Raw genomic sequence first — 23,858 nt, forward strand, 5'->3', positions numbered from 1 at the left:
CAATACCCTGCAAAAAGCAGCTTTGCGTCTACATAAATCAATATGCTTGGCTGTGTGAAAAATTGCTTTGTTGGGTTTCGCTTACGGTTAATTTTTACAGGTCGATGTAATGCGGTTCGGATAAGCCTAACAATCTCTCTTTTGGTCTGGGAAAAGGTTAAAGGGTAAGGGGGAAAGGTGAATTAAAACCTTTCCCTTTCCCCTTTCCCCTTTCCCCCAAAACCCGAAAAGTATTGGGACCCCACCTTCCCCTTTTACCAAGAGGTCTAATGACTGTGGGAATCATAACTAATTATGCGGACATCAGATGAATTCACACTAAGCCAGAGGCATCAAGACGATTGCCAATCCAAAATGGGATCACATATTTAAATTTGCACTTTTCTGCATAGCTTGAAAATTTATCTCCAATTAAAATAAGGGCAGACTTCAATGATTGAAGTTAAGGCTAAAAGGTGCAAAATATGACTCTCAAGGTAAATATCACAAAGGAAGGGATTTTTAGTCAAGCTTAAAAAAACTTTCAATTTGGATGAATATAGGTAACAATATGGTACAGATAAGTTTGAAAGAACATCAAGTTTATGGGCATTTACCAGTGGAAAAAAAACTGGGTATTCTTGTTGTCGATGACCATCAATTAATTTTGACTGGTACTCTTGATGTATTAAGTCGAGAGTATCCCGAAGCTGCTATTATTAAGGCTCAGACGGGAAAAGAGACACTTGCTCAACTGAAACTTTATCAGTTTGACCTGATTATGATGGATTTATCAATTCCCGATCAGCAAGGAGAGACAGCAGAAATTGATACCGGAATTAAGCTGTTGCAAATTTTGCTCCAAAAATATCCTCATCAGAATTTCATGGTGCAAACTAGTTATGTGAAAGCGTTAATTCGGATTAAACACGAGATTGATAATCATCAAGGTGGATTTGCGATCGCAGACAAAGGATTACCCGAAGATCAAATGCTAATGCGGGTTAATTTGGCCCTTCACGGTGCAACTCACACCAAAGACATCAAAACAGGGATCGAACTCAAACCGGAATGGTTGGAAGTGTTGCACTTGGCTTTTGAAGAGAGTTTGACAGATAAAGCGATCGCCGATCGAATGTATAAATCTGAAAGAGCAGTACGTACTTACTGGACGAAGATTCAGGATGTGTTAGGAGTATATCCTGAAGACTGCAAGCAAACTGGTAAAAATATTCGCATCCAAACCGAAATTCGCTCCCGTGAAGAAGGTTTAATTGATTAATACTGGGAAAATTAATCCGAAAGCTACATGAAAAGGAGAATCTGGAATCACATTCGCAAAGAAATTGGGTTGTGGTCACAGGCTGCACCTCCTGGGATAATGGTACTGCTTGTGGTGATATTGATACGTATAGCTGGAGGAATGCAATTTGGGGAATGGATGCTTCTAGATACTATGTTACGTCTGCGTCCGTTAGAAAAGCCTGATGAACGTGTAGTGATTGTGGGTATCGATGAAACGGATATTGAATGGGTTAAGCAATATCCCGTTCCAGATCAAAAGATTGCAGAGTTAATTACCAAGCTGGAAACTTATAAACCGCTAGCTATTGGGCTGGATATCTTCAAAAATGTTCCTGTTGAACCTGGTGGTGAACAACTCGCCCAGGTATTACAGAAAAATACTAATATTATCGGCATTCAAAAAATATTACCACCTGGAGAAACTTCTCTACCCCAGACTTTACCACCGGAACGAGTTGGATTTATCGATTTATTTAATGATCAGGATAGTAAAAATCGACGCTATTTGTTATTTACAACAAACCCAAAAAATAATCAAGAAGATAAATATTCTCTAGCCTTGCATTTAGTAAATAAATACTTAAAAGCAAAAGGATTTGAGTTAGAAACGGGGAAAAATGACCCAAATACAATCAGATTCCGTAACCTTGAATTACCCCGAATCACAACTAATTTTGGCGGATATGTTCGTGTTGATGATGGGGGATTGTCAATTTTGATGAACTTCCGCAATAATTATCAGCCTTTTCATGTTGTGTCGCTGCGCGATATTTTCAATAGTCAAGTTAATGCCAAATTATTGCGCGATCGCATTGTGTTAGTTGGCAACCGCAACATGAGCGCTGGCGATATTTTTTATACATCTGCTTTACCAAACTTAAAATTAAACGGCCAAATTTATGGCATTGACTATCACGCTCATGCAATCAGTCAAATCCTTAGTAGTGTAATTGATAATCGCCCAATGTTGCACAGTTGGGGAGATATAGAAGAATACACATGGATCTTTATTTGGGGTTTTCTGCCGATTGTGATCGGACGGCTGACCCAATCTGTTTGGAGAAATCTACTTAGTGTTGGTGTAGCGGGATTTTGTCTATTTAGCTGTGGCTATCTGATGCTGTGGCTATGGGGTATATGGATTCCTCTAGCACCTAGTTTGCTGATATTGGCTGTGAATGGAGTTGGTTTGAGTGCTTTTGCATTTTACCAGCATGATAAATTCTTGCGATCGCAAATTAACGAACGTCAAAACACGATTCAACACACTTTTACCGTAATTCATAATGGCCCTTTACAAACTCTTGCTTATGGATTAAAGCATCTGCGTGCTAAAGATATTCCCTACGAACAACTAATTGGGCAATTTGAAAAGCTTGATCGAGAAATTCGGGAAATTGGCGAGTTTCTCAAACTCGAAGCCTTAACAAAAGAAGAGAGTTTACGTTTAGGTAGCGGATTAATACTCGAATTGAACCGACCACTTCACGATTTATTATATGAAGTTTATTCAAGCACCTTAGAGCGTAAAGATTTTGAAAATTTTAAAACATTAAAAGTAAAAATCCGCAATTTTGAGCCGATTGATGATAAATATTTAAATATAGAACATAAACGGGGGATATGTCTATTTTTAGAAGAAGCTCTATGTAATGTCGGTAAACATGCCCAAGCCGTCAAGCGCGTTCAAGCATCAGGCATTTATAGTGCAAATAAATACAAGTTATCGGTGAAAGATAACGGTTCGGGGATTAAATCAAAGATAGAAAATAAAGGCACAAAATATTTTAAAACGCTTGCTAAACAATTAGGAGGAGAGTTTCGCCGCGAGTCGCTTTCTCCTCGCGGGACGATGTGCGAACTGAGTTGGACACCTATGAAAGAATGATGAATTATCAATCAATGATCTTCTACTAATTGATTCTAAATTCTTCTGCAAAAGTTTTAGAGAACCATACAATCAACAGCATTTACCATCGCATTTATCATGAATCATCAAAATTTTGCATTTTGGCGAAATCAGCGCAGACTTACAAGCTTGGTTGTGGGAGGAGTTTTCCTGATGACCGCAATCCCTGCATTTGCTCAGTTTAAACCACGCGATCGCAAACCAGCTAGCGGAAATTCTCGTGCGGGTGGTTCACGTGGATGTGCAACTAACGGGATACCACTGACGCAGCTTGCACCTCAGACATTTGTCGGTAAAACTGCTTCCACACGTCCAATGTTAGCTTGGTATATGTCAAGTTCCCAAAATGCGCGATTCCGATTGTTTGAATTTGATTCAGCCAACACCGTTAAACAAATTGGGCAAGTTAAAGAAATACCTACAATAGTCGGGATTAACAAGTTAAAACTTCCCCTAGATTACCCCGAACTCACAGTGGGTAAAACATATTTATGGCAAATTGCAATTGACTGTGAAAACGACACGATTATTAGACGCGCAGAATTTACCGTCACAAATTCTCAATCACTTGCTAAGAACAAATTTACTAGCATTCCAGAAAGCGTAAATTATTATGCTGAAAATGAACTGTGGTATGAAGCATTAGAAAAGGCATTGGAAGGAAGCAGTAATGGTAAACTGGGGCAAACTGGAGCAACTTTGGTTAAAGAACTTGCACAGTCTGAAATACTCACGGGTAACAACGTAGATAAAAAAAATATTCAGCAACGAATCGAATACCTCCAGAAAATTGCTAACGAAAGAATATAGTAGTTTTCATTTGGCTGCAATACATTTTGATCTTTCTCCAAACCTCTCTCCTAAAAGGAGAGAGGCTTTGAATCTTACTCCCCTCCCCAACCCTTGTAGCGTTGGGGCTGGGGTTTAGGTCTGTATTAGACAACTAAGAACCGCTATAGAAATAGTATGCAGAATAATGATGAAAATTTGGTGGTTTGCTGTCACAGGATGGCTGGGGTGCGTGGGAGCAGTTGCAGTTTCTATTCATCCTACTTTTGCTCAGTTAACTCCCGATAATAGCCTGGGAAAAGAGCGATCGCAAGTCATTCCTTTTAATCCAAACAATGACCGGATAGAGGGCGGTGCGACTCGTGGTACTAATCTATTTCACAGTTTTCAAAATTTTAACGTCGGTGATGGCCGAGGTGTTTATTTCGCCAATCCGCAAGGAATAACAAATATCTTTTCTCGCGTTACTGGTGGAAACTCATCGAATATCTTTGGAAACTTGGGGGTATTAGGTAATGCAAATTTGTTTTTGCTAAATCCCAATGGCATTGTATTTGGTAAAAATGCCAGTTTGGATTTGCAAGGTTCTTTTTTGGGGACAACAGCAAATAGTTTAGTGTTTCCTAATGCAGTAGAATTTAGCGCCACAAATCCCCAAGCACCGCCGTTGCTGACTATCAATGTCCCAATTGGTTTACAGTCTGGTTCGCAACCCGGAAATATTACTAACAAAGCAGTTAATGCCTTGTATGTTGGCTCTGGTAGCACCCTAGCACTTCTGGGCGGTGAAATTGCCTTAGATGGTAGTTATTTGTTTACTCAAAATGGACAAATAAAATTGGCAGCAGTCAGTGGAGATACAACCGTTGGGTTGAATGTTGATGGCTCCTCATTGGGTTTTAATTTACCAGAAAATGTCGGACGCGCACCCATCAACTTAACAAATGGAAGAATTATCGCTACAGGTGAAAATAGTGCAATTGAGTTATTTGGCGGAAAAATCGCCTTAAACGGAACTCTTTCGTATCTATTTAGTTTCAATGGCGGCTCAATTGTTGTTGATGCGACTCAATTGAATTTAGACAACAGTGCTAGAATTTTGAGCGCTACTACTGGTGCAGCTAAGGGTGGTGATATTCAAATTCAAGCCAGCGATGCAGTAACTCTCGCTAACGGCAGTCGGATTTTTTCTAGCAGCAATGATATCGGTGCGGGTGGTGATCTTACTATCAATGCTGGGAAAATCACAATTACCGGAGATGGAACACCAGAAAACAGCAGTTATATCTCTACACTTAGCGGTGGTAAAGGTAATGGAGGAAATCTTACTTTTAATGCTACGGAATCTGTTAACTTCAATGGTGGCCTTGCTCTGATTGGTACTAGTGGTGTAGGCAATGCGGGAAACTTAATTGTGCGAGCTAAAGATGCTCTAAATATTACTAACCAAGGTGATTTACTACTCTCTAGTTCGAGTTCCGGTTCAACAGGAAATCTGCGGATTGAAACAGGCACTTTGCGAGTTCAAAATAATTTTCCAACAAGTGTAATGGGAGTACTTGCATCTGGTAGTGGAAATGTCGGTTCTATTTTTATTCATGCTCAGAATGCGGTTGAGGTGACTCAAGGTAATATATCTACAGGTGTTTTTCTACCAGTTGGAGGTACAACTCCAGCAAAAGTCGGGGATATCACCATTGAAACCCAGCGACTCAATCTCAAAGATAGGAGTGATATTAGTACGACTACCTTGAGTAATGCAAATGCAGCTAACATTTCTATTAAAGCTAGTGAACAAATAGATATTAGCGGTAGTGATATATCAAGTAACACTTACGGTTCAGGGAATGGTGGCAATATAACAATTGAAACACCTCGACTTTCCCTAACTCAAGGAAGCTATATATCAAGTGACACTTTTCTTGGCTCAGGAAATGGTGGCAATGTAATTATAAAAACGCCTCAACTCTCTCTAACTGAAGGAGGACATATAGACACCTCATCCACTCAAAGCAGTGGTAATGCCGGGAATATTATTATCCGTGCCAAAAATGTAGAAGTGGACGGCGGTATGTCTCGATTCCAGGGTCTTCCTGATATCAGTGACTTATCTTCGCAAGTGTTTGGAAGTAATGCAGATGTTAAAGGTGGCACGATAACGATTGACACAGAAAATTTACGGTTGAGTAATGGGGGAAACATATCAACCTCAGTTTTAGGGGGACGGGGGCAAGGAGGTAATTTGGTGGTTCATGCCAATAATTCTATTGATATTACTGGGGTTGGACTAGAACGACCAAATGGTTCATCAGGTTTATTTGCCGATTTACAAACGGGAGGAATTGGTTCTGCGGGCAACATTGATGTGACAACAGGACGCTTAAACCTCAGCAATGGCGGACAAATTTCTGCTTCCACGCTTAATCAAGGCAATGCCGGAAATATTACGATTAATGCCGAGCAAATTGATTTAGGCGGTTTAGATAGCGAGTTATTAACTGGTATAACATCATCAGTTTACGAACGGGCTAACGGTAAAGGTGGTGATATAGATATTACTACTAATAAACTTGATATAAGTGATAATGCCCAAATTATCTCCGGCAGCCTCGGTACGGGTGACGCTGGAAATATTAAAATTAATGCTAATGTTCTGAAAATTATTGGTAAACTCAGTGCGATCGCTTCTTCAACGAACGCAGGTAATGGTGGTGACATAAACCTCAATATCGCTAATTTATTACTGTTACGTGATGGCGCTTTCATTTCAACTACCGCAGGGATAAACCAAGCTGGTGGCGATGGCGGTAACATCAATATCAATTCTAAATTCATCGTCGCCATCCCTAAAGAAAACAGCGACATTAAGGCTAATGCATACACTGGTTCCGGTGGAAGAGTCCAAATCAACTCGCAAGGTATCTTCGGTATCGAGTCACGTCCAAAACCAACCGAAAAAAGCGATATTACTGCAAGTTCCGAATTAGGTGTTTCAGGTATAACAAATATTAACGCACCGGATACCAGTTCCATTCAAAACAGCTTTAGCGGATTATCCCCAAATGTCATCGATACTAATGCACTGATTGCTAACAGTTGCATTGTTCGCAGTTCCAAACAAAAGAGTACATTTTTCATCACTGGTTCTGGTGGTTTACGTAATAGTCCAGGGGATGGATTAATTTCAAATTATTCGACTGGTGAAGTGCGTAATGTTGAACCAATATCACGTACTTGGAAAAAAGGCGATGCAATAGTTGAACCTCAAGGGCTTTATCAACTTGCTGATGGAAGTTTAATACTCAGTCGAGAATGTCATTAAAAGAAAACTCTTAATAAGAAGCTTAAAGGCTTTCTAAAATCGGCACGAGTGTTGTGTCAGCTAACGTTACCTGAAAGAGAGACAATTGTCAAAGTTTTATTAACTGATATCGAAAATGGCCTTTAAAATCCATCCAGCACAAGATAGGCAATTATTACCAAACATAGGTGCAGAGTTTATGGTGAAAATTTTGCGGTTTGCTGTCACAGGATGGCTGGGATGCGTGGGAGTAATTGCAGTTTCTATTCATCCTACTTTTGCTCAGTTAACTCCCGATAACAGCCTGGGAAAAGAGCGATCGCAAGTCATTCCTTTTAATCAAAAAAATGACATTATCGATGGCGGTGCGGCTCGTGGCACGAACCTATTTCACAGCTTTCAAGATTTTAATGTCGGCGTTGGTCGAGGCGTTTATTTTGCCAATCCACAGGGAATAACAAATATCTTTTCTCGCGTTACTGGTGGTAACTCATCAAATATTTTTGGGAGATTGGGAGTATTAGGTGATGCAAATTTGTTTTTGCTAAATCCCAATGGCATTGTGTTTGGTAAAAATGCCAGTTTAGATATACAAGGTTCTTTTTTGGGAACAACAGCAAATAGTTTAGTCTTTCCCAATGGGGTAGAGTTTAGCGCTACAAATCCCCAAGCACCGCCGTTATTGGCTATCAATGTACCAATTGGCTTGCAGTTTGGTTCGCAACCCGGAAGTATTACTAGCCAAGCATTGATTCGAGATTTACGGGGAAATATTATTAGTGGTTTGAATGTTGGCTCTGGTAGCACTTTAGCACTTATCGGCGGTGAAATTGCCTTAGATGGTAGTTTTTTGTTTACTCAAAATGGACAACTGAAATTGGGCGCAGTCGATAGAGATACAACTGTTGGGCTGAATGTTAATAACTCCTCGTTGGGTTTTAACTTCGCAGAAAATGTCGGACGCGCACCCATCAATTTAACGAATGGTAGCTTCATCGTTGCAAGTGGCAATAGTGCAATTGAACTATTTGGCGGAAAAATTGGGCTAAACGGTGGCATTCTTTTCGGTAGCAATGGTGGCTCAATTGGTATTAATGCAAATCAACTTAGTTTGGATAACAACTCTGGAATTCAAAGCGGTACTTCTGGTGCAGCCAAGGGTGGTGATATTCAAATTCAAGCCAGCGATGCAGTAACTGTCGCTAACAGTAGTCAGATTTTATCTGCTAGTAGCGCTTCTGCTACAGGTGCGGGTGGTGATGTTAATATCAATGCCGGGAAAATCACAATTACCGGAGATGGAGATGGACAGAATAGCGGTATTATCTCTACATCTACTCGTGGTAAAGGCAATGGAGGGAACCTGACTTTAAATGCTACTGAGTCGGTTAACATCAATGGTGGCTTTACCTCTGTTGTATCTGGAGGTGCAGGTAATGCAGGAAACTTGACAGTGCGAGCTACAGATGCTGTCAATATCACTAACCAAGCTTCTTTAGGACTCGGAAGCTTTGGTTCAGGTTCAACAGGTAATCTGCGGATTGAAACGGGTACTTTCCGAGTCCAAAATAATTTCCCAACAGGGGGAGTGACAGCACTTACATCTGGTGGTGGAAATGTCGGTTCTATTTCCATTCAGGCTCGGAATGCGGTTGAGGTAACTCAAAGCCAGATATCTACAGCTATTGTTACACCACGCGGAAGTAAAACTCAAGCAACAGCAGGGGATATTACTATTGAAACCCAGCGACTCAATCTCAAAGATGGGGGTTATGTGAGTACAGATACTTTTAGCAGTGCAAATGCAGCTAACATTTTTATTAAAGCTAGTGAATACGTAGAGATTAGCGGTTTCTCTAGCTATGTATCAAGCAGTACATTTTCTGGCTCAGGAAATGGAGGTAATGTAACGATTGAAACACCGCGAGTCACTGTCAGTCAAGGAGGACATATAGACACCACATCCACTCAAAGCAGTGGTAATGCTGGGAATATTACCATCCGCGCCAAAGATGTAGAATTCGATGGGTTTGTTTTGGTACCTAAAGAACAGTTTTTGGCTAGACTAGATCAAGCTGGTGCAGAAGAAATTTTGTCCGATCCTCTAACACAAGAAATTCTGTCTCGGTTCGGGGGGACTTTTTATAGAAGTAACTTATCCTCGGATGTGTTGAGAAGTAATGCAGATGTGCGGGGTGGCACGATAACTATTGACACGGAACGGTTGCGGTTGAGTAATGGTGGAAATATATCAACCTCAGTGTTAACAGGGGGTAAGGGACAGGGGGGTAATTTGGTGGTTCATGCCGCAGATTCTATTGATATTACCGGGGTTGGTGGAGAACTACTAGATGGCTCATTTGCAGGATCAGGTTTATTTGCAGAATTGCAAACTGGAGGTATGGGTTCTGGTGGCAGCATTTATGTTACAACAGGACGCTTAAACCTCAGCAATAACGGAGGAATTTCTGCCTCTACATTTGGTCAAGGGAATGCGGGAAATATTGGGATTAATGCCAGTCAAATTGATTTACGTGGAAGTAGCAGCGTTAGAACTCAGGTTGACAGTGAAGCGAAGGGTAACGCAGGCAATATCAGCATCAAAACTCAACTATTAAATATACAAGAAGAATCCCAAATATCATCGGGAACTCAAGGAAATGGAAACGCGGGGAATTTAACGGTAAAAGCTAATAACATTATCCTGACTGGTTCTGCAACTGGCTTACTATCATCAGTTGACGAAGGGGCTAATGGTAAAGGTGGCGATATAGATATTACTAGCAATCGCCTGATTGTGCGTGATGATGCTGAAATTCTCTCCGGCAGCCTCGGTACGGGTGACGCTGGAAATATTAGAATTAAGGCTAATTTTCTGGAAATTCTGGGAAAAGGCAGTGCGATCGCTTCTTTGACAAATGCAGGTAATGGTGGTGACATCAACCTCGATATCGCTGATTTATTATTTTTGCGCGATCGCGGTTTAATTTCAACCACCGCAGGTAGAAGCCAAGCTGGTGGAAATGGCGGTAACATCAATATCAATTCTAAGTTTATCGTCGCGATCCCCGAAGAAAATAGCGACATCAGCGCTAATGCATACACTGGTTCCGGTGGAAAAGTTCAAATAAACTCCCAAGGAATCTTCGGTATCGAGTCGCGTCCAGAACCAACTGAAAAAAGTGATATTACTGCAAGTTCTCAATTAGGCGTTTCAGGTACAACAAATATTAACGCACCTGATACCACTTCTATTCAAAATAGCTTTACTGGAGCATTTCCAAATGTTATCGACACTAATGCACTCATCGCCAATAGTTGTGTTTCGCGCAGTTCCAAGCAAGGGGGTACATTCTTCATTACTGGTTCTGGTGGTTTACGCAATAGTCCAGGGGATGGATTAATTTCTGTATATTCAACTGGTGAAGTGCGTAATATTGAACCAACCTCGCGTACTTGGAAAAAAGGTGATGCAATAGTTGAACCTCAAGGGCTTTATCGACTTGCTGATGGACGCTTGGTACTCAGTCGCGAATGTCAGTGAAGGGTATGAAGCTTTGAAGAAGAATTCAGAAGTCAGAATGGGCTAAACCTTAGCTATCCGCTAACAAAATAGGCAATAGGCAATAGGCAATAGGAAAAAAGGCTTCTTAGTTGTACTGAGTTTTTTCAGAAATCAAATATGAGTCCTATATCCCTCTTCTGTCACTCTCCGAAAACATTTGCCATTTCTGGATTCTAGAGCTTTTGTATAGCAAGCGATTGCGCGATTATTTTCTAACAACAAATACAAGACCCATTTTTTTATAATAGTATAGCTTGTATTAATTGCCTCATCAGGCTTCTAGCGATCGCCCTCCCGGAGAGTGACAGAAGAGGGGCCGTAGCCACATAGGTTAGGACATTTTGAAAACCTCAAGGCTAGGAATAGTAATACTTTTACCTCCTGCCTCCAGCAAGACTGCCTTCTGCCTCCTGCTATATCATTTGTTACTTCGGTGTTCGCATTTGTTGATTTGGCGATCGCATTTGTTACTTCGGCGATGCCTACGGTGGTCACTGAGCGCAGCCGTTCGCGGAGCGTCTCGTAGAGAAGTGCTGGCTACGCCGACTCATCTCAAAGCACACGCAGTAAACTAGGAATGCTTTCAATCGCTGACAAATCCCGAATTTCTGCCAAAGCTTGCCGAAAATTACCTTCCCTCACATCATGGGTAACAACCACAATCTCTGCTAGTTCCCCTTGAAAGCCTGTTTGAACAATTGACTCTAAGCTAACGCCATAGTTTCCAAAGCAAGTACCCAATTTCCCGATAACTCCCGGTTGGTCATTGGTGAGGAAACGCGCGTAAAACCGAGTTATCAATTCTGCCATCGGCGCAATTTGGCAATATTCCTGATGCCCACAAGCTAATAATGGATTGGCAACTGCTGTATTGGTTTTGAGGACGGCAACTAAATTCAAAATATCTGATGTGACAGCACTAGCAGTTGCACCCGCACCAGCACCGGGGCCAAAAAACATCACCTGCCCGATTGGTTCTCCTTCCACAAGAATGGCATTATAAACGCCGTTGATGCTAGCCAGAGGGTGGTCTTGAGGCACTAAGGTGGGATGAACTCTAAGGGAAAGGGGAGATGAGGGAGTATCACGTTTAGCGATCGCTAACAATTTAATCACAAATCCCAATTTTTCGGCGTAGGCAATATCTGTTTTGCTCACTTGCCGAATCCCCTCTGTATAAACATCTTGGAGGTTGATGCGTCCACCAAAGCCTAATGATGCGAGGATGGCAATTTTATCGGCTGCGTCTAAGCCATCGACATCGGCTGTGGGGTCAGCCTCAGCATAACCCAATCGCTGGGCATCAGCTAAGACATCATTAAAGTTGCTGCCTTCTGTTTGCATCCGTGTCAGGATGTAGTTAGTTGTACCGTTCACGATGCCGGTTACAGTGTGAATCCGGTTAACACTTAAAGACTGCTTCAAGGGTTGAATCACGGGAATACCACCACCCACGGCGGCTTCTAGCATGACGTATACGCCAGCTTTATTAGCAGTTGTGAAAATTTCCGCCCCAAAGCGAGCGATCGCTGCTTTATTGGCGGTGACTACATGCTTACCATTACTCAAAGCTTTCAGGATTAGCGATCGCGCCGGCTCCAACCCACCCATCACCTCGACAACTATATCTACCGCCGGATCGTTGACAATTGATTCTAAATCTGTAGTTACAACTTCCGTAGACAATTCTACTGCACGGGGTTTATCTAGCGATCGTACTCCCACCCGATAAATTTCTATCTCTTGCAACAATGGGTGACGCCCAGCGCTATCTTGCAACAACTGCACTGTTCCCGTTCCCACGGTGCCTAATCCCAGTATTCCTAGTTTCACACCCATTTTGCACCCAATTTCACCAATAACAATTGTAGGTAGAGCGTTTGCCCTACCTACTGATTATCCTGCTTCCTTTGTCATTTGTCCTTCGTCTTTCGCCTAAAACTAATACTTCGACTACGCTCAGTACAAGTCGCTCAGTACAAATGACTAATGACCAATGACTATTTAGTATGTTTCTACGTGCCAGCGATGAGCTTTCTTGAGATCCTTCTGGTAAGCACTCCAGGTTACGCCTTCCTTAGCAGCAGCAGCAGTTAAGGCTGCATCAATACCTTCTTCCATACCGCGCAAACCGCAGATGTAGGTGTGAGTTTTTTCATTTTTAATCAATTGCCACAATTCATCTGCATGTTCCGCTACGCGGTCTTGGATATACATTCTACCGCCTTGGGGATTTTTCTGTTCCCGGCTGATGGCAGCAGTAAGGCGGAAGTTCTCAGGATATTTTTGTTGAATTTCTTCCAGTTCTTCCTTATATAGGAGGTTTGGAGTTGTGGGAACCCCAAATATTAACCAAGAGAATCCTTTAAATTGGTATTCTGGGTTAGCTGCTCTTTCTGCATCTTTAAACTGACGCCACAGATAAGCCCGCATCGGCGCAATACCTGTTCCGGTTGCCAACATAATCACATTAGCTTCGGGATCATCGGGTAACAACATTTCCTTACCCACTGGCCCTGTAATTTTCACTTCTTCCCCTGGCTTAAGAAAACACAGGTGTGTAGAACAAACACCGTAGACTGTTTCGCTAGTCTCTGGGTGCTTGTACTCCAACTGGCGGACGCACAGTGATACTGTCTTATCATCTACATCATCGCCATGACGAGTTGAGGCGATGGAATATAGTCTGAGTTTTTCTGGCTTGCCGTTCTTGTCTAATCCTGGTGGAATAATCCCAATACTTTGACCTTCTATATACTTCAAATCACTACCAGATAGGTCAAATTTCAGGTGTTGAACAATACCAATACCGCCTTCTTTGACTAGTGGTTCATTAGATATTACCTTGCCAATAAACGGAGCATTGGGACGGTAAGTGTTAACAGGTACGTCACCGTGGTCTTTTTTGGCTTTCGCTTGAGTCATGGTTTTGCCTTTCTTGTCCTTGTTCTGTTCTTCAGCACTATGAGCATTCACAGGTGTGGCTTTACCATTCCCTTCACTGTCAGCAGTTTCCCCAGATGTCGCTAACTCGCTGACAACGCTTGTAGCATTCCCAAATGAGGCTTTACCATTAACTGGCTCTAGAGCAGTTACAGGTTGGATGCTAACAATTGTGCCGCCTAGACGAGTGATACGTCGCATTTCTTGATTCATGCGGTTGTAAGGCACTCTGATGAACACACTGCCACTTTTCCGAATTGGGTAGTTCGTTTGATCAGTTTCTTCGCTCTGACGCAAACCCACCACTTCATAAAGGAAGATGCGGCTACCTAATTCTGTGTTGGCAGCACCCTCAACAGCACCTTGATTGTACATTCGTTCTACCACTCCGATAATTTACTTAACCGTTTTTCAAAAAAAAAACTATTCCCCTACCTTGCCAGCTTTAGTTTACCGGATTTTCGTTTCACAAAACTAGCCCTGAAGGAAAAACGGCATCATTAAATTAATGCCTTGCTAAGTACACTCACCAAAGACATGCAGGCATAGCAAAAAACACACCTGTTCATCTTCTAAGGTAAAGGATAAGTCTTGTGGAGAATGTTAATAATGAGTCAATTTAATTTTTTTTTAGTTTACTACCACCCCCATTAGGGAGATAGCTTTTTACCTTAGTACCGAATGAGCAACTCACAATAGCAGATATTCTCGGAGGGCTGCTTTGATTGGTGGAAGCTACCGCTCAGTTTACCTCCAAAAGCTACCCTTCTACTTGCTTACTCCAGGGGTTTAAATCGGAGAATGCCAAGGATAGGAAGGTTTTGTTTCGATTGGTTTTACTTCTCCAAATCTACTAGTCTCCTGGAATGTTGTTAGCTATTTTCATCACCTATCTATGGATAATTACATGACTAGGACAACTCCAGCTACAAACATAATTCAGATAGAGAATTGTAATTCAAGCAACTGTAATTAGTTTTACTTGATGTGAAAAATCTGTCAACCTATATCAGTACTTTGCCATAACGTCAACGCTTCTATATGAGCATATCCATAAATTCACAGCCAATAATTTGAGTTATGCAAGTTGTTTCCTCATTCGTTGGATAGATTTTTACTTTGAATACATTAAGTATTGTCGAGCAGGAATTACAATTTAAGAACATTAGAAAATTCGCGGCGATAATAAATTATACCTTATAGTCTTGATTATATAGAGCCACAACTAGCAGACTGATAAAGGTACAACGCTGATGGACGGTGCTGATCCCCATTTTTAAATTAACAACTAAATCAACAAAAAAATGATTGATCAACCACGTTAATTCTTCTTGAGAGCAATCTTGTATGGGATACCTCCTTCTGTTAAAATCAAATATACCACTAGGATTAAATACTTACCGGCACCAACATTCAGGCTAGTCCGACGAGTAGCAACTTAATTACTTTGTTGTCTACTCGCTTGGTGTCTTATAGATGTGCTAGGTAGCAAGAACGCAGGATAAACCAAAGGGGTAAACTCCTGGCTTCAGAATCTGCTGTGTGAAAAATTATTGACACAACTTTAGTATTTTAGAGGAGATTTATGACAAGTAAGCCGGAACGCGTGGTACTGATTGGAGTAGCCGGAGACTCTGGGTGCGGGAAATCTACGTTTTTGCGTCGTTTGATAGATTTGTTTGGTGAAGAATTAATGACAGTCATCTGCTTGGATGACTATCACTCGCTGGATCGCAAACAGCGCAAAGAAACGGGGATAACGGCACTAGACCCCAGAGCAAACAATTTTGACCTGATGTATGAGCAAATTAAAGCGCTCAAAAGTGGTCAAGCCATTGATAAGCCGATTTACAACCACGAAACTGGCTTGATTGATCCGCCAGAGCGGATAGAGCCGAATCATATTATAGTCGTGGAAGGGCTGCATCCTTTATATGATGAGCGGGTGCGATCGCTAATTGACTTTAGTGTTTATTTTGATATTAGCGATGAGGTCAAAATTGCCTGGAAAATCCAGCGAGATATGGCTGAACGCGGTCATCGCTACGAAGATGTCTTAGCGCAAATCAATTCCCGCAAACCTGACTTTGAAAAGTTTATCGAACCACAAAGAGAGTTTGCCGATGTGGTTCTCCAGGTATTGCCCACAAACTTGATCAAAAACGACACCGAGCGCAGAGTCTTAAGAGTACGTATGCTCCAGCGCGAAGGTAAGGAAGGCTTCGACCCAACCTACCTATTTGATGAAGGGTCAACAATTAATTGGACTCCCTGTGGACGCAAGCTGACCTGTTCTTACCCTGGTATGCAACTGTACTACGGTTCAGATGTTTACTACGGTCGCTATGTCTCAGTACTAGAGGTAGACGGTCAATTTGATAACTTGGAAGAAGTAATTTACATCGAAACCCATCTCAGCAATACATCCACCAAATATCAGGGTGAATTGACTCACTTGTTACTCCAGCACCGCGAGTATCCAGGTTCCAATAATGGTACTGGTTTCTTCCAAGTGCTTACAGGTTTGAAAATGCGTGCTGCTTATGAGCGCTTAACAGCTACAGAAGCAAAGTTAGCGATTCAAGTTTAAAGCAGCAGTGTTTGTGTCAAAGTTTGTGGGGACGCTTCCGGGTGTCCCCTTTTTTTGTGTTATTAAATACATTTTAGCCAGAAAATTATTACTAGAGATTTATCTTATTTACATATACTTACCTTATAGTGATTGGTTTTTATCAATATCAAGAAGATACTAACTACTGAAGTATAAATATTGTTATGATTTCATAAATTAACGTAAGTTCGATGGCTTATGTGGTGTTCGTCTAACGAGGTAAATCAAAAGACCTCTAAGAAGTTTTACTACGCGAAACCGTCCTTCTCTAATTGGCGAGAGGGACTGACTTGAACTTTAGTTCAAGTCAGAGAGAGTTTCATCGAATTCACGTTAAATTTGGTAGTTGAACTAAATACTCACATTTAGATCAGCAAAAAAACTCAAGTCAGGAGGAATTTCCTTTGTCTCGTCGATATTTATTTACCTCCGAGTCAGTTACCGAAGGTCATCCAGATAAAATCTGCGATCAGATTTCTGATACCATTCTGGATGCCCTACTGACACAAGACCCCAGCAGCCGCGTTGCTGCTGAAGTAGTAGTCAATACTGGTTTGGTGCTAATCACTGGAGAAATAACCACCAAAGCCAATGTGAATTTCGTCAATCTCGCCCGCAAAAAAATTGCCGAAATTGGCTATACCAATGCCGATAATGGCTTTTCTGCTAACAGCACCAGTGTTCTGCTAGCTTTAGACGAACAATCACCCGATATCGCCCAAGGCGTTAACACCGCCCAAGAAACCCGCGAACAAGATAGTGATGAACAATTCGACAAAATTGGCGCGGGCGATCAAGGTATAATGTTTGGTTTTGCCAGCAACGAAACACCAGAACTGATGCCCTTACCCATCAGTCTCGCCCACCGCATTGCTCGCCGATTGGCAGCAGTCCGCAAAACAGGTGAATTGTCATACCTGCGTCCTGACGGCAAAACCCAAGTAACTGTAGTCTATGAAGATGGACGACCAGTGGGTATTGACACTATCTTGATTTCCACCCAGCATACAGCCAGCATTGGGGAAATTACGGATGAGGCGGCGGTACAAGCTAAAATTAAACAAGACCTCTGGTCAGCAGTGGTTGAACCTGTTTTTGGCGACATTGACGTTAAGCCTAATGAGGAAACACGCTTTTTAGTCAACCCCACTGGCAAATTTGTCGTTGGTGGCCCTCAAGGAGACTCTGGTCTGACAGGACGAAAAATAATTGTTGACACCTACGGTGGTTATTCACGACATGGTGGCGGCGCTTTTTCTGGTAAAGACCCCACGAAGGTAGACCGTTCTGCTGCTTATGCAGCTCGCTACGTGGCGAAAAATATTGTCGCCGCCGGTTTGGCAGAAAAAGTGGAAATCCAGCTATCTTATGCTATTGGCGTAGCACGACCAACCAGTATCCTAGTGGATACCTTTGGCACTGGCAAAGTGGATGAAGAAACCTTACTGGAATTAATCAACAAGCACTTTGAACTCCGCCCAGCAGGGATTATCCATACCTTCAACTTACGCAACTTACCAAGTGAACGAGGCGGACGTTTTTATCAGGACGTCGCGGCTTACGGTCATTTTGGGCGGGCTGATTTAGACTTGCCTTGGGAACAGACCGATAAAGCCGAATTGTTGAAGCAAGCAGCAAATGAGTCACTTTCGGCAGTAGTTGCTCAGGCAGTAACTTAGACTTATAGGCTACTGCAAAAACTTAGTTTATCTATGTGAGGGTATTGGCAACTTGACAAGTTAGCAATACCCTCATTTTTTACTATCAAGCTAGAGGCCCCGACAGCAGATTAATCTGTTGCAAAGATTTTCGTCAATGGTATTACGGGTTAGTGATGGCTTTTGGTTGCAAAGATACAGATTGCCCATTAACTGACAACGCTGTAGCTTCTAAAATTTGTCCGTAACGATTGCGAGTGCCGAATCCTTTGGCTTGAATTGTGTTTCCTATGTTCGCCATACTGGATAGCTGTTCGCCTACATGGGGGGGGAATTTGACAATTGTGCCATTAGAGATAATGACTCCGTTAATTTCTCCTCGATGTCCCACCAACCAATTCTGAGCAGTTCCCTCCACAGATAAGGTACTGTAGTTACTCAAGGTGGGGGGTTGGGGTACGAGTGTGGGAGGTTGTTCGACTAAAGTCTGTCCAGTTTGAGAATTGGTGATTCTTTTGGCTCTCACTTCTTGTCCGAAGCGAGTAGAAAAGCCAGGATCACCAAAAATGCTCACTTTCGTGTTTGGGGTAATCATCCCCACTAAACTGTCCGCCATCTGGGGAGGAAATTTCACCTGTAGACCGTTATTGAGTAATAGCCCATCCACCTTACCTTCAGGGTTGAGAAGATACTGTTTTACCTCTCCGGTGAAAGTGGTTCCGGCTGCGGGGGGTAATCCTGGTGGGGGTGCTGGGGGAATATTTAGAGGATTAGTATTGGCTAAATTGGCACTTGGGAGATTAGCTTCTAGCGATCGCCCGCTTGGTGTAGCATTACTAGCAACAGTATTGTACGTCCAAAAACCGAAAAGTGCGATCGCGGCTCCAATGCCGCTACTGGTTAAAATTAACTTTAATTTGCGTTGGCGATCGCGATCTCGGATTTGCTTTGCTTGAATCTGCTGTATAGCTTGTTGAATCACCTCTGGAGGAATTTGGACTTCTGCCCCAGCTTGCATAATTTCTTCTAAAGAATAATCCTGATTTTCTTGGGCATACAACTGAGCCGCCAAGGCAAAAACATCGGGAGCAATTTCTTTCGGAATACGAACTTTAGAGTTATTCATCTGCTTTAATTCAATTTAATCGCTAACTATAACTCTAAGAGTGCAAAACTCATGCCATAGCTCCAAGACACTCGCCACATCATGTCTAGCGCTCTTTTATTACTCCTAAAAAAGAAAATATTTGACAAAATTCTTGAGATTGTCATCAATAGGTTTAGGAGAGGAGGCGAGAAACATCAACAAAACCTCCATAAGTATTTACAATATTTGATACTTCAGAATACATGCTTCCGACTTTACCTGATTGATGGGTAAATAAATTATGGCAACCCACAATTATTAGTAGTTCTTGAGCGCGAGAAAATGCAACATTTACCCGTTCTGGTTTCTTAGCAAATCCGACATCTCCTTTACTATTATTGCGAACCATACTCACAATCACAACAGGTCTTTCCATCCCTTGAAATCTATCTACTGTACCAGTACGAATTTCTAACGAAGGAAAAAGTTCAGATTGCAGACGTTCATCAATTTTTCTTAATTGAGCGCCATAAAATGTAATTACGGCAATTTCTTTTTTGGGTTCACCATTAGCAACTCTAGAAGCCCAAGTACTCTCAAACTGCTGACACAAGCGTTCAATCGCATCAATTTCTTGAGTATTAAAGTAAGAAGTTCCATTTCTTTGCTCTAAAAATTGATTCTCAATAGGCGTTTTTACCCAGATAAGATGCTGAGATTCTTGAATGATTTCGTCTGCTAGATGATGTGCGCGTTTTGTATCTGGTTCAAAAATACCAGATTCTAGTTTTCCGTCATAGAACTGATTGATTGCTCCCATAATAAATGGGTGCATTCGATACTGTGTAGTTAGCATTTGTTTGATGCTTTCATCCGCAGATTCAAACTGACTTTTAAATAGTGATTCTTCTAAAAATTGTAGTTCGTCTCGTGTATTGCCAATTGTTTGAGCAACTTCTTCTAAAGTGCTAGTATCAAGCATGGGTGGTAATTGGCGATGATCGCCTACCATGACTAGCTTTTTGCCTTTCAAAGCTGGGATTAGTAACTCTGGTGGAGTACATTTACTAACTTCATCAATGATGACGACATCAAAAGATTTAAATTCTTCCGAAAAACCTCTATTTGCAGCCTGAACACAGGTAATACCAACGACGTTGGCATTATCTAAATATATCCGTCTTAAATCGTCGCCATCGCCTTCAGTTGGCTGTCTTAATTTTACAATCCAATCTTGTACAAAATCTTGATACTTATTAAGATAAATTTTGTCTTTTTGGAGTTGTTGTTGCCAAATTTCAAATTGAATATTGATATTGCGTAAAAACTCTAAATTGAACAAGTCGCCTTGAGAATTTTCTGGTTTGAATTGATCGGGTATACTTTGCCATTCCATCAACCACCAGCTTCGTTGTTCTATTAAATTTTCTGTTGGCTGTGGTTGTAATTTCTGTTCTATTTCGCGTAGGCTAATTTGTAATTTTCTAAGTTGTTGTAAAGAATTTTCAGTTTCTTCTTGTAGTTTTGATAAATGCTCATGTAGAGAATTTTTAATTATCTCTAGCACCGCAAAAGGTTCTAATGATGAAATTAAGGTTTCAAGCTGACTAATGGAATTTTGCCAATAATCTACTTGAGTTGAAAATTCTTGAGGTTGCTCCCAAATATTTGATTGTGTTGTCAGATATTTTTCAACTAGAATACGTAATTGAGGAAGTAGATTTTGTTGATTAAGTTCTTGCAAAATATTAATGACTTGTCCAAGTTGGAAATTCGCATCTTGTTGTGCTTTTTCTACCTCAGCTTGAGTAATGGATATTTGCTGCTGGCTAACTTCATTTTTCTGAAGTTCATTTAATAGTCGTTGCAAATGCTGAAGCTGTTGTTCGGTTTCTGTTTTGACTTTTAAAACGCATTGGCGCGCATTTGCAAGGATTGTTTCTAGCAATTCTTGGGTAATGCGGGTAAGAGTAGAGTCGATATTATTCCATTCCCATGATGTACCATAAGTCCGTTGCATTCTAATTAAAAAAACCTGGGTATTTTCAACCAGTAATTTTCGCTGTTTAGGGTTGAGTAGTTGATAATTGTTAAACTGTTGATGTGTTTCTTGCCATTGGGTGCGATCGCTCTTTGATAACACCATTGGAGTCTGACTAAAATTTTCTTGTAAAAAATAGCTAAAATTATGCTGTTTACCCCGTCTGTCAGTAAAACCTCCGTCTATTTCATAAGCGATCGCCTTTGCTAATACTTCCCATTCTGGTAGGTTAATTTTAAAAGTTTTTGGTACTATTGGTAATTTTAAGGTATTAGCAAACATCAACAAACCTAGCGGCAAATCTACTAAATTTTCTGTTAATGGCAAACCTGATTGCTGACAATCTTTCAAAGTTTGATAGAGATGAGAAGGTGCTGTAGATTTCCATTCCTTAACTGCTGAGATAATATAATCTATTTCGCGTTTACGGTTTTCCCATATCTGGATTGTTTGCTGTAGGTTTTGTACCTTGGTAAGATATTGCTGATAATCTGGCTGTAGCTGATTTAATAACGCAAAATTTTGTTTGACAACCTGCACTGAAATCGCAACTTCTGATATAGCTTTACTTGCATTTTGAGCAGAAGTTAAAGCAGTTTTAAATTGAGAAATTTCTGTTGTTATCTCACGCAACCAAGCCGCTAAACCAAAAGCACCAAGCGCCGGACGCACAAAGCCAAGTTCATCAGTATATTTTATGCTTTGACGAACATTTGTTAAAAATTCTTCTACGAAGCTGTTACCTTCTGTGTAGGGTTTGAGAAGCGGTAAAAAATCTGTAACTTCTGGAGCTTCCCAATTTATATTTGGTGCAGTATTTAGTATGTTCTCCAGTCTGGCAATTAGTGATTCAATCTCATTCTTTTTTTCTCTGGTTTCATTGTAATATTTTTCCTGATTTGTAAAGTTTACCTCTAATTTTATCTTATTTTTATGGAATTTATTTTGTTGCTGATCAAATTCTTCTTCTGCTTGGAGGTAGGTTGTAAATCTTTGTGATGATGCCAGTAATTGACTGAAAACTTGGATATTTTCAACCCGTTGATTCAGATTATTTTCGCAGTCATTAGCTGTATTTTCTAGCCATCTACCAATCACTTGGTCTTCTAAAAATGGCTGTCCTTCCTCCCCAACTTTTTCGGCTTTCCCTTTTCGTACAGCCCGAATCACTGGGTTATGAACTAATCGACTCAGGGCATTGTCTACTGCTAAATTGGCTTGAGATGCAATTAAAGTGCGTCCACCGCGAAGGGCGATTTGATAGCAAATTTCCGCAATTACGGTAGTTTTACCAGTACCAGGCGGCCCTTGGATAAGAACAAGATCCTTAGCGGCAAGTACCTTTTCTACTGCTGCTTTCTGACCAGGATTAGCAGAAGATAATAATAAATCTTGTGGTTGTAGTTCAACAGTTGTTTTGATTTGTCTAGCCTGAGAAGCATCGAATAAAAAGTTGCCCAAATAGGGATTTTGGGTGTAACCATTATTCAAATCATCTAAGGCTTTTTTCTTGCGCTGAATCTGTTGAATATCACCAACTGCCTCGAAACACAAAAATCCTTTATCTGGCAACTTATAACGCTCTGTTGCCATGAATTCAGCTAAGTCGCGTTCTAGTCTGAGGCTGATAATACAACGGTTGGGGTCAACTTCTTCAACAGTGCCTAATTGACGACCGCTAATCCAATTTTTGCCGACGGGAGCAGTTTCAAAAAGCTTTAAATCTTCGTTTTTTGTGCGTCTTGCTCGTTCCCAAAAATTATCTACTTCGAGGGTATTTTGATAAAAGCCGTCAAGGGTGGCTGAAGCTACATCTATTTCAAAACTGATTCGTCTTTTGAAGTTATAGTTATGACTTACGTAACGCACGCAAAACTGACGTGCTTTTGCGATTTTTTCCTCAATTTGTAAAAACGCTTTCCAAGCTTTCAGCTGATCTTCTGTAGGTACATTTTCGCCACAAACTGGCGCGGTGGCGATGCGTTTCAATGTCGCCGCCGGAATGTCGAGGTGATGCTGATGATTAGGTAAGAGACGCAAGCGACAAGGTATAGCGTAGCTGTCGGCGTGTCCGCGTGAAGGTTGTAGCAACTGAGCCGACAGTATTTTTATACCGTCGCGTCCATCTTTTTGTACAGCTACTCTAAATCCTAATGTTTTTCTGAGCTTCTCAAGTCTTGCGGGTAATGGAAAATCATCGGAGTCTGTTGCTATTGTCAAATCCCAAACTTCCTCTCTTGCTTCTTTCCCCGCACCTTTGCGACGCACATAAAACAGACAAGGCTTTTTACCGACACATTCATACATTAACTCATTGGCGCGATCGCGCCGCTCTCTAAAATCGGGATATGATTTCAGAGCAGCCTCACCTTCAAGATGGCGGATAAAGCTATCAATTGCTGAAGCTATAAACATATAGCCCCAATCTTCAGAGTTTGTTTTAGTTTTCGAGGATTTTGCTGTTAGTTTATTTACCGCTAAACGAATGCGTTCTACATCGGGTTCTGAGATTGTACTGGTATGACCTTTGACTAGTATGTTGAGCTTGTCGCAAATTAATAATAATTTCTTGCTATCTAGATTTAATTCTTTTGCTAGTTCGTAGACTCTGAGTTTGCCGTTGTTCATCCAGTACTGCCAATGCCTTCAAAATAGGGTTTAAATTTAAAC

At 41.2% G+C, this 23,858-nt stretch carries 12 protein-coding genes; 7 read left to right on the forward strand and 5 right to left on the reverse strand.

Going from position 1 to position 23,858, the window contains the following annotated elements:
- Positions 1–550: 550 nt before the first annotated feature.
- The 5 genes from RMX98_RS05840 to RMX98_RS05860 all read left to right on the forward strand — a co-directional run bounded on the left by RMX98_RS05840 (position 551) and on the right by RMX98_RS05860 (position 10,827).
- Positions 551–1,261, forward strand: coding sequence for a response regulator transcription factor (locus RMX98_RS05840; protein ID WP_322678824.1), 711 nt, complete (start codon positions 551–553; stop codon positions 1,259–1,261).
- Between the two features lie 27 nt (positions 1,262–1,288).
- Complete coding sequence (locus RMX98_RS05845) at positions 1,289–3,172, forward strand: CHASE2 domain-containing protein (RefSeq protein ID WP_322678823.1); 1,884 nt, start codon at positions 1,289–1,291, stop codon at positions 3,170–3,172.
- 174 nt (positions 3,173–3,346) lie between these two features.
- On the forward strand, positions 3,347–4,003 hold the full coding sequence (locus tag RMX98_RS05850) for a DUF928 domain-containing protein (RefSeq protein WP_322678822.1): 657 nt from the start codon (positions 3,347–3,349) through the stop codon (positions 4,001–4,003).
- A gap of 166 nt (positions 4,004–4,169) precedes the next feature.
- Positions 4,170–7,304, forward strand: coding sequence for a filamentous hemagglutinin N-terminal domain-containing protein (locus RMX98_RS05855; RefSeq protein WP_322678821.1), 3,135 nt, complete (start codon positions 4,170–4,172; stop codon positions 7,302–7,304).
- Positions 7,305–7,419: 115 nt separating this feature from the next.
- A complete protein-coding gene (locus RMX98_RS05860; protein ID WP_322678820.1) occupies positions 7,420–10,827 on the forward strand; it encodes a filamentous hemagglutinin N-terminal domain-containing protein in 3,408 nt (1,135 codons plus the stop codon).
- Positions 10,828–11,127: 300 nt separating this feature from the next.
- On the opposite strand, the gene RMX98_RS05865 is transcribed toward RMX98_RS05860, so the two are convergent.
- From RMX98_RS05865 to petH, 3 genes are all read right to left on the reverse strand, one after another.
- Positions 11,128–11,343, reverse strand: a complete 216-nt coding sequence (locus RMX98_RS05865) for a hypothetical protein (protein WP_322678819.1) — start codon at positions 11,341–11,343, stop codon at positions 11,128–11,130.
- A gap of 57 nt (positions 11,344–11,400) precedes the next feature.
- Complete coding sequence (locus RMX98_RS05870; RefSeq protein ID WP_322678818.1) at positions 11,401–12,687, reverse strand: homoserine dehydrogenase; 1,287 nt, start codon at positions 12,685–12,687, stop codon at positions 11,401–11,403.
- Between the two features lie 165 nt (positions 12,688–12,852).
- On the reverse strand, positions 12,853–14,166 hold the full coding sequence (gene petH, locus RMX98_RS05875) for a ferredoxin--NADP reductase (RefSeq protein ID WP_322678899.1): 1,314 nt from the start codon (positions 14,164–14,166) through the stop codon (positions 12,853–12,855).
- Positions 14,167–15,376: 1,210 nt separating this feature from the next.
- Here petH and RMX98_RS05880 point away from each other — a divergent pair.
- Entirely contained in the window at positions 15,377–16,381 is a 1,005-nt protein-coding gene (locus tag RMX98_RS05880) for a phosphoribulokinase (RefSeq protein WP_322678817.1), read from the forward strand.
- A 425-nt stretch (positions 16,382–16,806) separates the two neighbouring features.
- Positions 16,807–18,081 carry a methionine adenosyltransferase gene (metK, locus tag RMX98_RS05885; protein ID WP_094353254.1) on the forward strand — a complete coding sequence of 425 codons (1,275 nt, stop codon included), beginning with the start codon at positions 16,807–16,809 and terminating at the stop codon, positions 18,079–18,081.
- Positions 18,082–18,223: 142 nt separating this feature from the next.
- On the opposite strand, the gene RMX98_RS05890 is transcribed toward metK, so the two are convergent.
- Positions 18,224–19,186, reverse strand: coding sequence for a hypothetical protein (locus RMX98_RS05890; RefSeq protein ID WP_322678816.1), 963 nt, complete (start codon positions 19,184–19,186; stop codon positions 18,224–18,226).
- A gap of 154 nt (positions 19,187–19,340) precedes the next feature.
- Positions 19,341–23,816, reverse strand: a complete 4,476-nt coding sequence (locus tag RMX98_RS05895; RefSeq protein WP_322678815.1) for a translation initiation factor IF-2 N-terminal domain-containing protein — start codon at positions 23,814–23,816, stop codon at positions 19,341–19,343.
- Positions 23,817–23,858 lie beyond the last annotated feature (42 nt).

Origin of the sequence: Nostoc sp. DedQUE02, assembly GCF_034531035.1 — a bacterium.
GTDB lineage: Bacteria > Cyanobacteriota > Cyanobacteriia > Cyanobacteriales > Nostocaceae > Nostoc.

What these genes read in the sequence shown, in the direction of transcription:
- RMX98_RS05855 (WP_322678821.1), top strand. Translation starts at nt 4,170, where the DNA reads ATGATGAAAATTTGGTGGTTTGCTGTCACAGGATGGCTGGGGTGCGTG.
- RMX98_RS05895 (WP_322678815.1), bottom strand. Translation starts at nt 23,816, where the DNA reads ATGAACAACGGCAAACTCAGAGTCTACGAACTAGCAAAAGAATTAAAT.
- RMX98_RS05870 (WP_322678818.1), bottom strand. Translation starts at nt 12,687, where the DNA reads ATGGGTGTGAAACTAGGAATACTGGGATTAGGCACCGTGGGAACGGGA.
- RMX98_RS05850 (WP_322678822.1), top strand. Translation starts at nt 3,347, where the DNA reads ATGACCGCAATCCCTGCATTTGCTCAGTTTAAACCACGCGATCGCAAA.
- RMX98_RS05890 (WP_322678816.1), bottom strand. Translation starts at nt 19,186, where the DNA reads ATGAATAACTCTAAAGTTCGTATTCCGAAAGAAATTGCTCCCGATGTT.
- petH (WP_322678899.1), bottom strand. Translation starts at nt 14,166, where the DNA reads ATGTACAATCAAGGTGCTGTTGAGGGTGCTGCCAACACAGAATTAGGT.
- RMX98_RS05880 (WP_322678817.1), top strand. Translation starts at nt 15,377, where the DNA reads ATGACAAGTAAGCCGGAACGCGTGGTACTGATTGGAGTAGCCGGAGAC.
- RMX98_RS05840 (WP_322678824.1), top strand. Translation starts at nt 551, where the DNA reads ATGGTACAGATAAGTTTGAAAGAACATCAAGTTTATGGGCATTTACCA.
- RMX98_RS05860 (WP_322678820.1), top strand. Translation starts at nt 7,420, where the DNA reads ATGGCCTTTAAAATCCATCCAGCACAAGATAGGCAATTATTACCAAAC.
- RMX98_RS05845 (WP_322678823.1), top strand. Translation starts at nt 1,289, where the DNA reads ATGAAAAGGAGAATCTGGAATCACATTCGCAAAGAAATTGGGTTGTGG.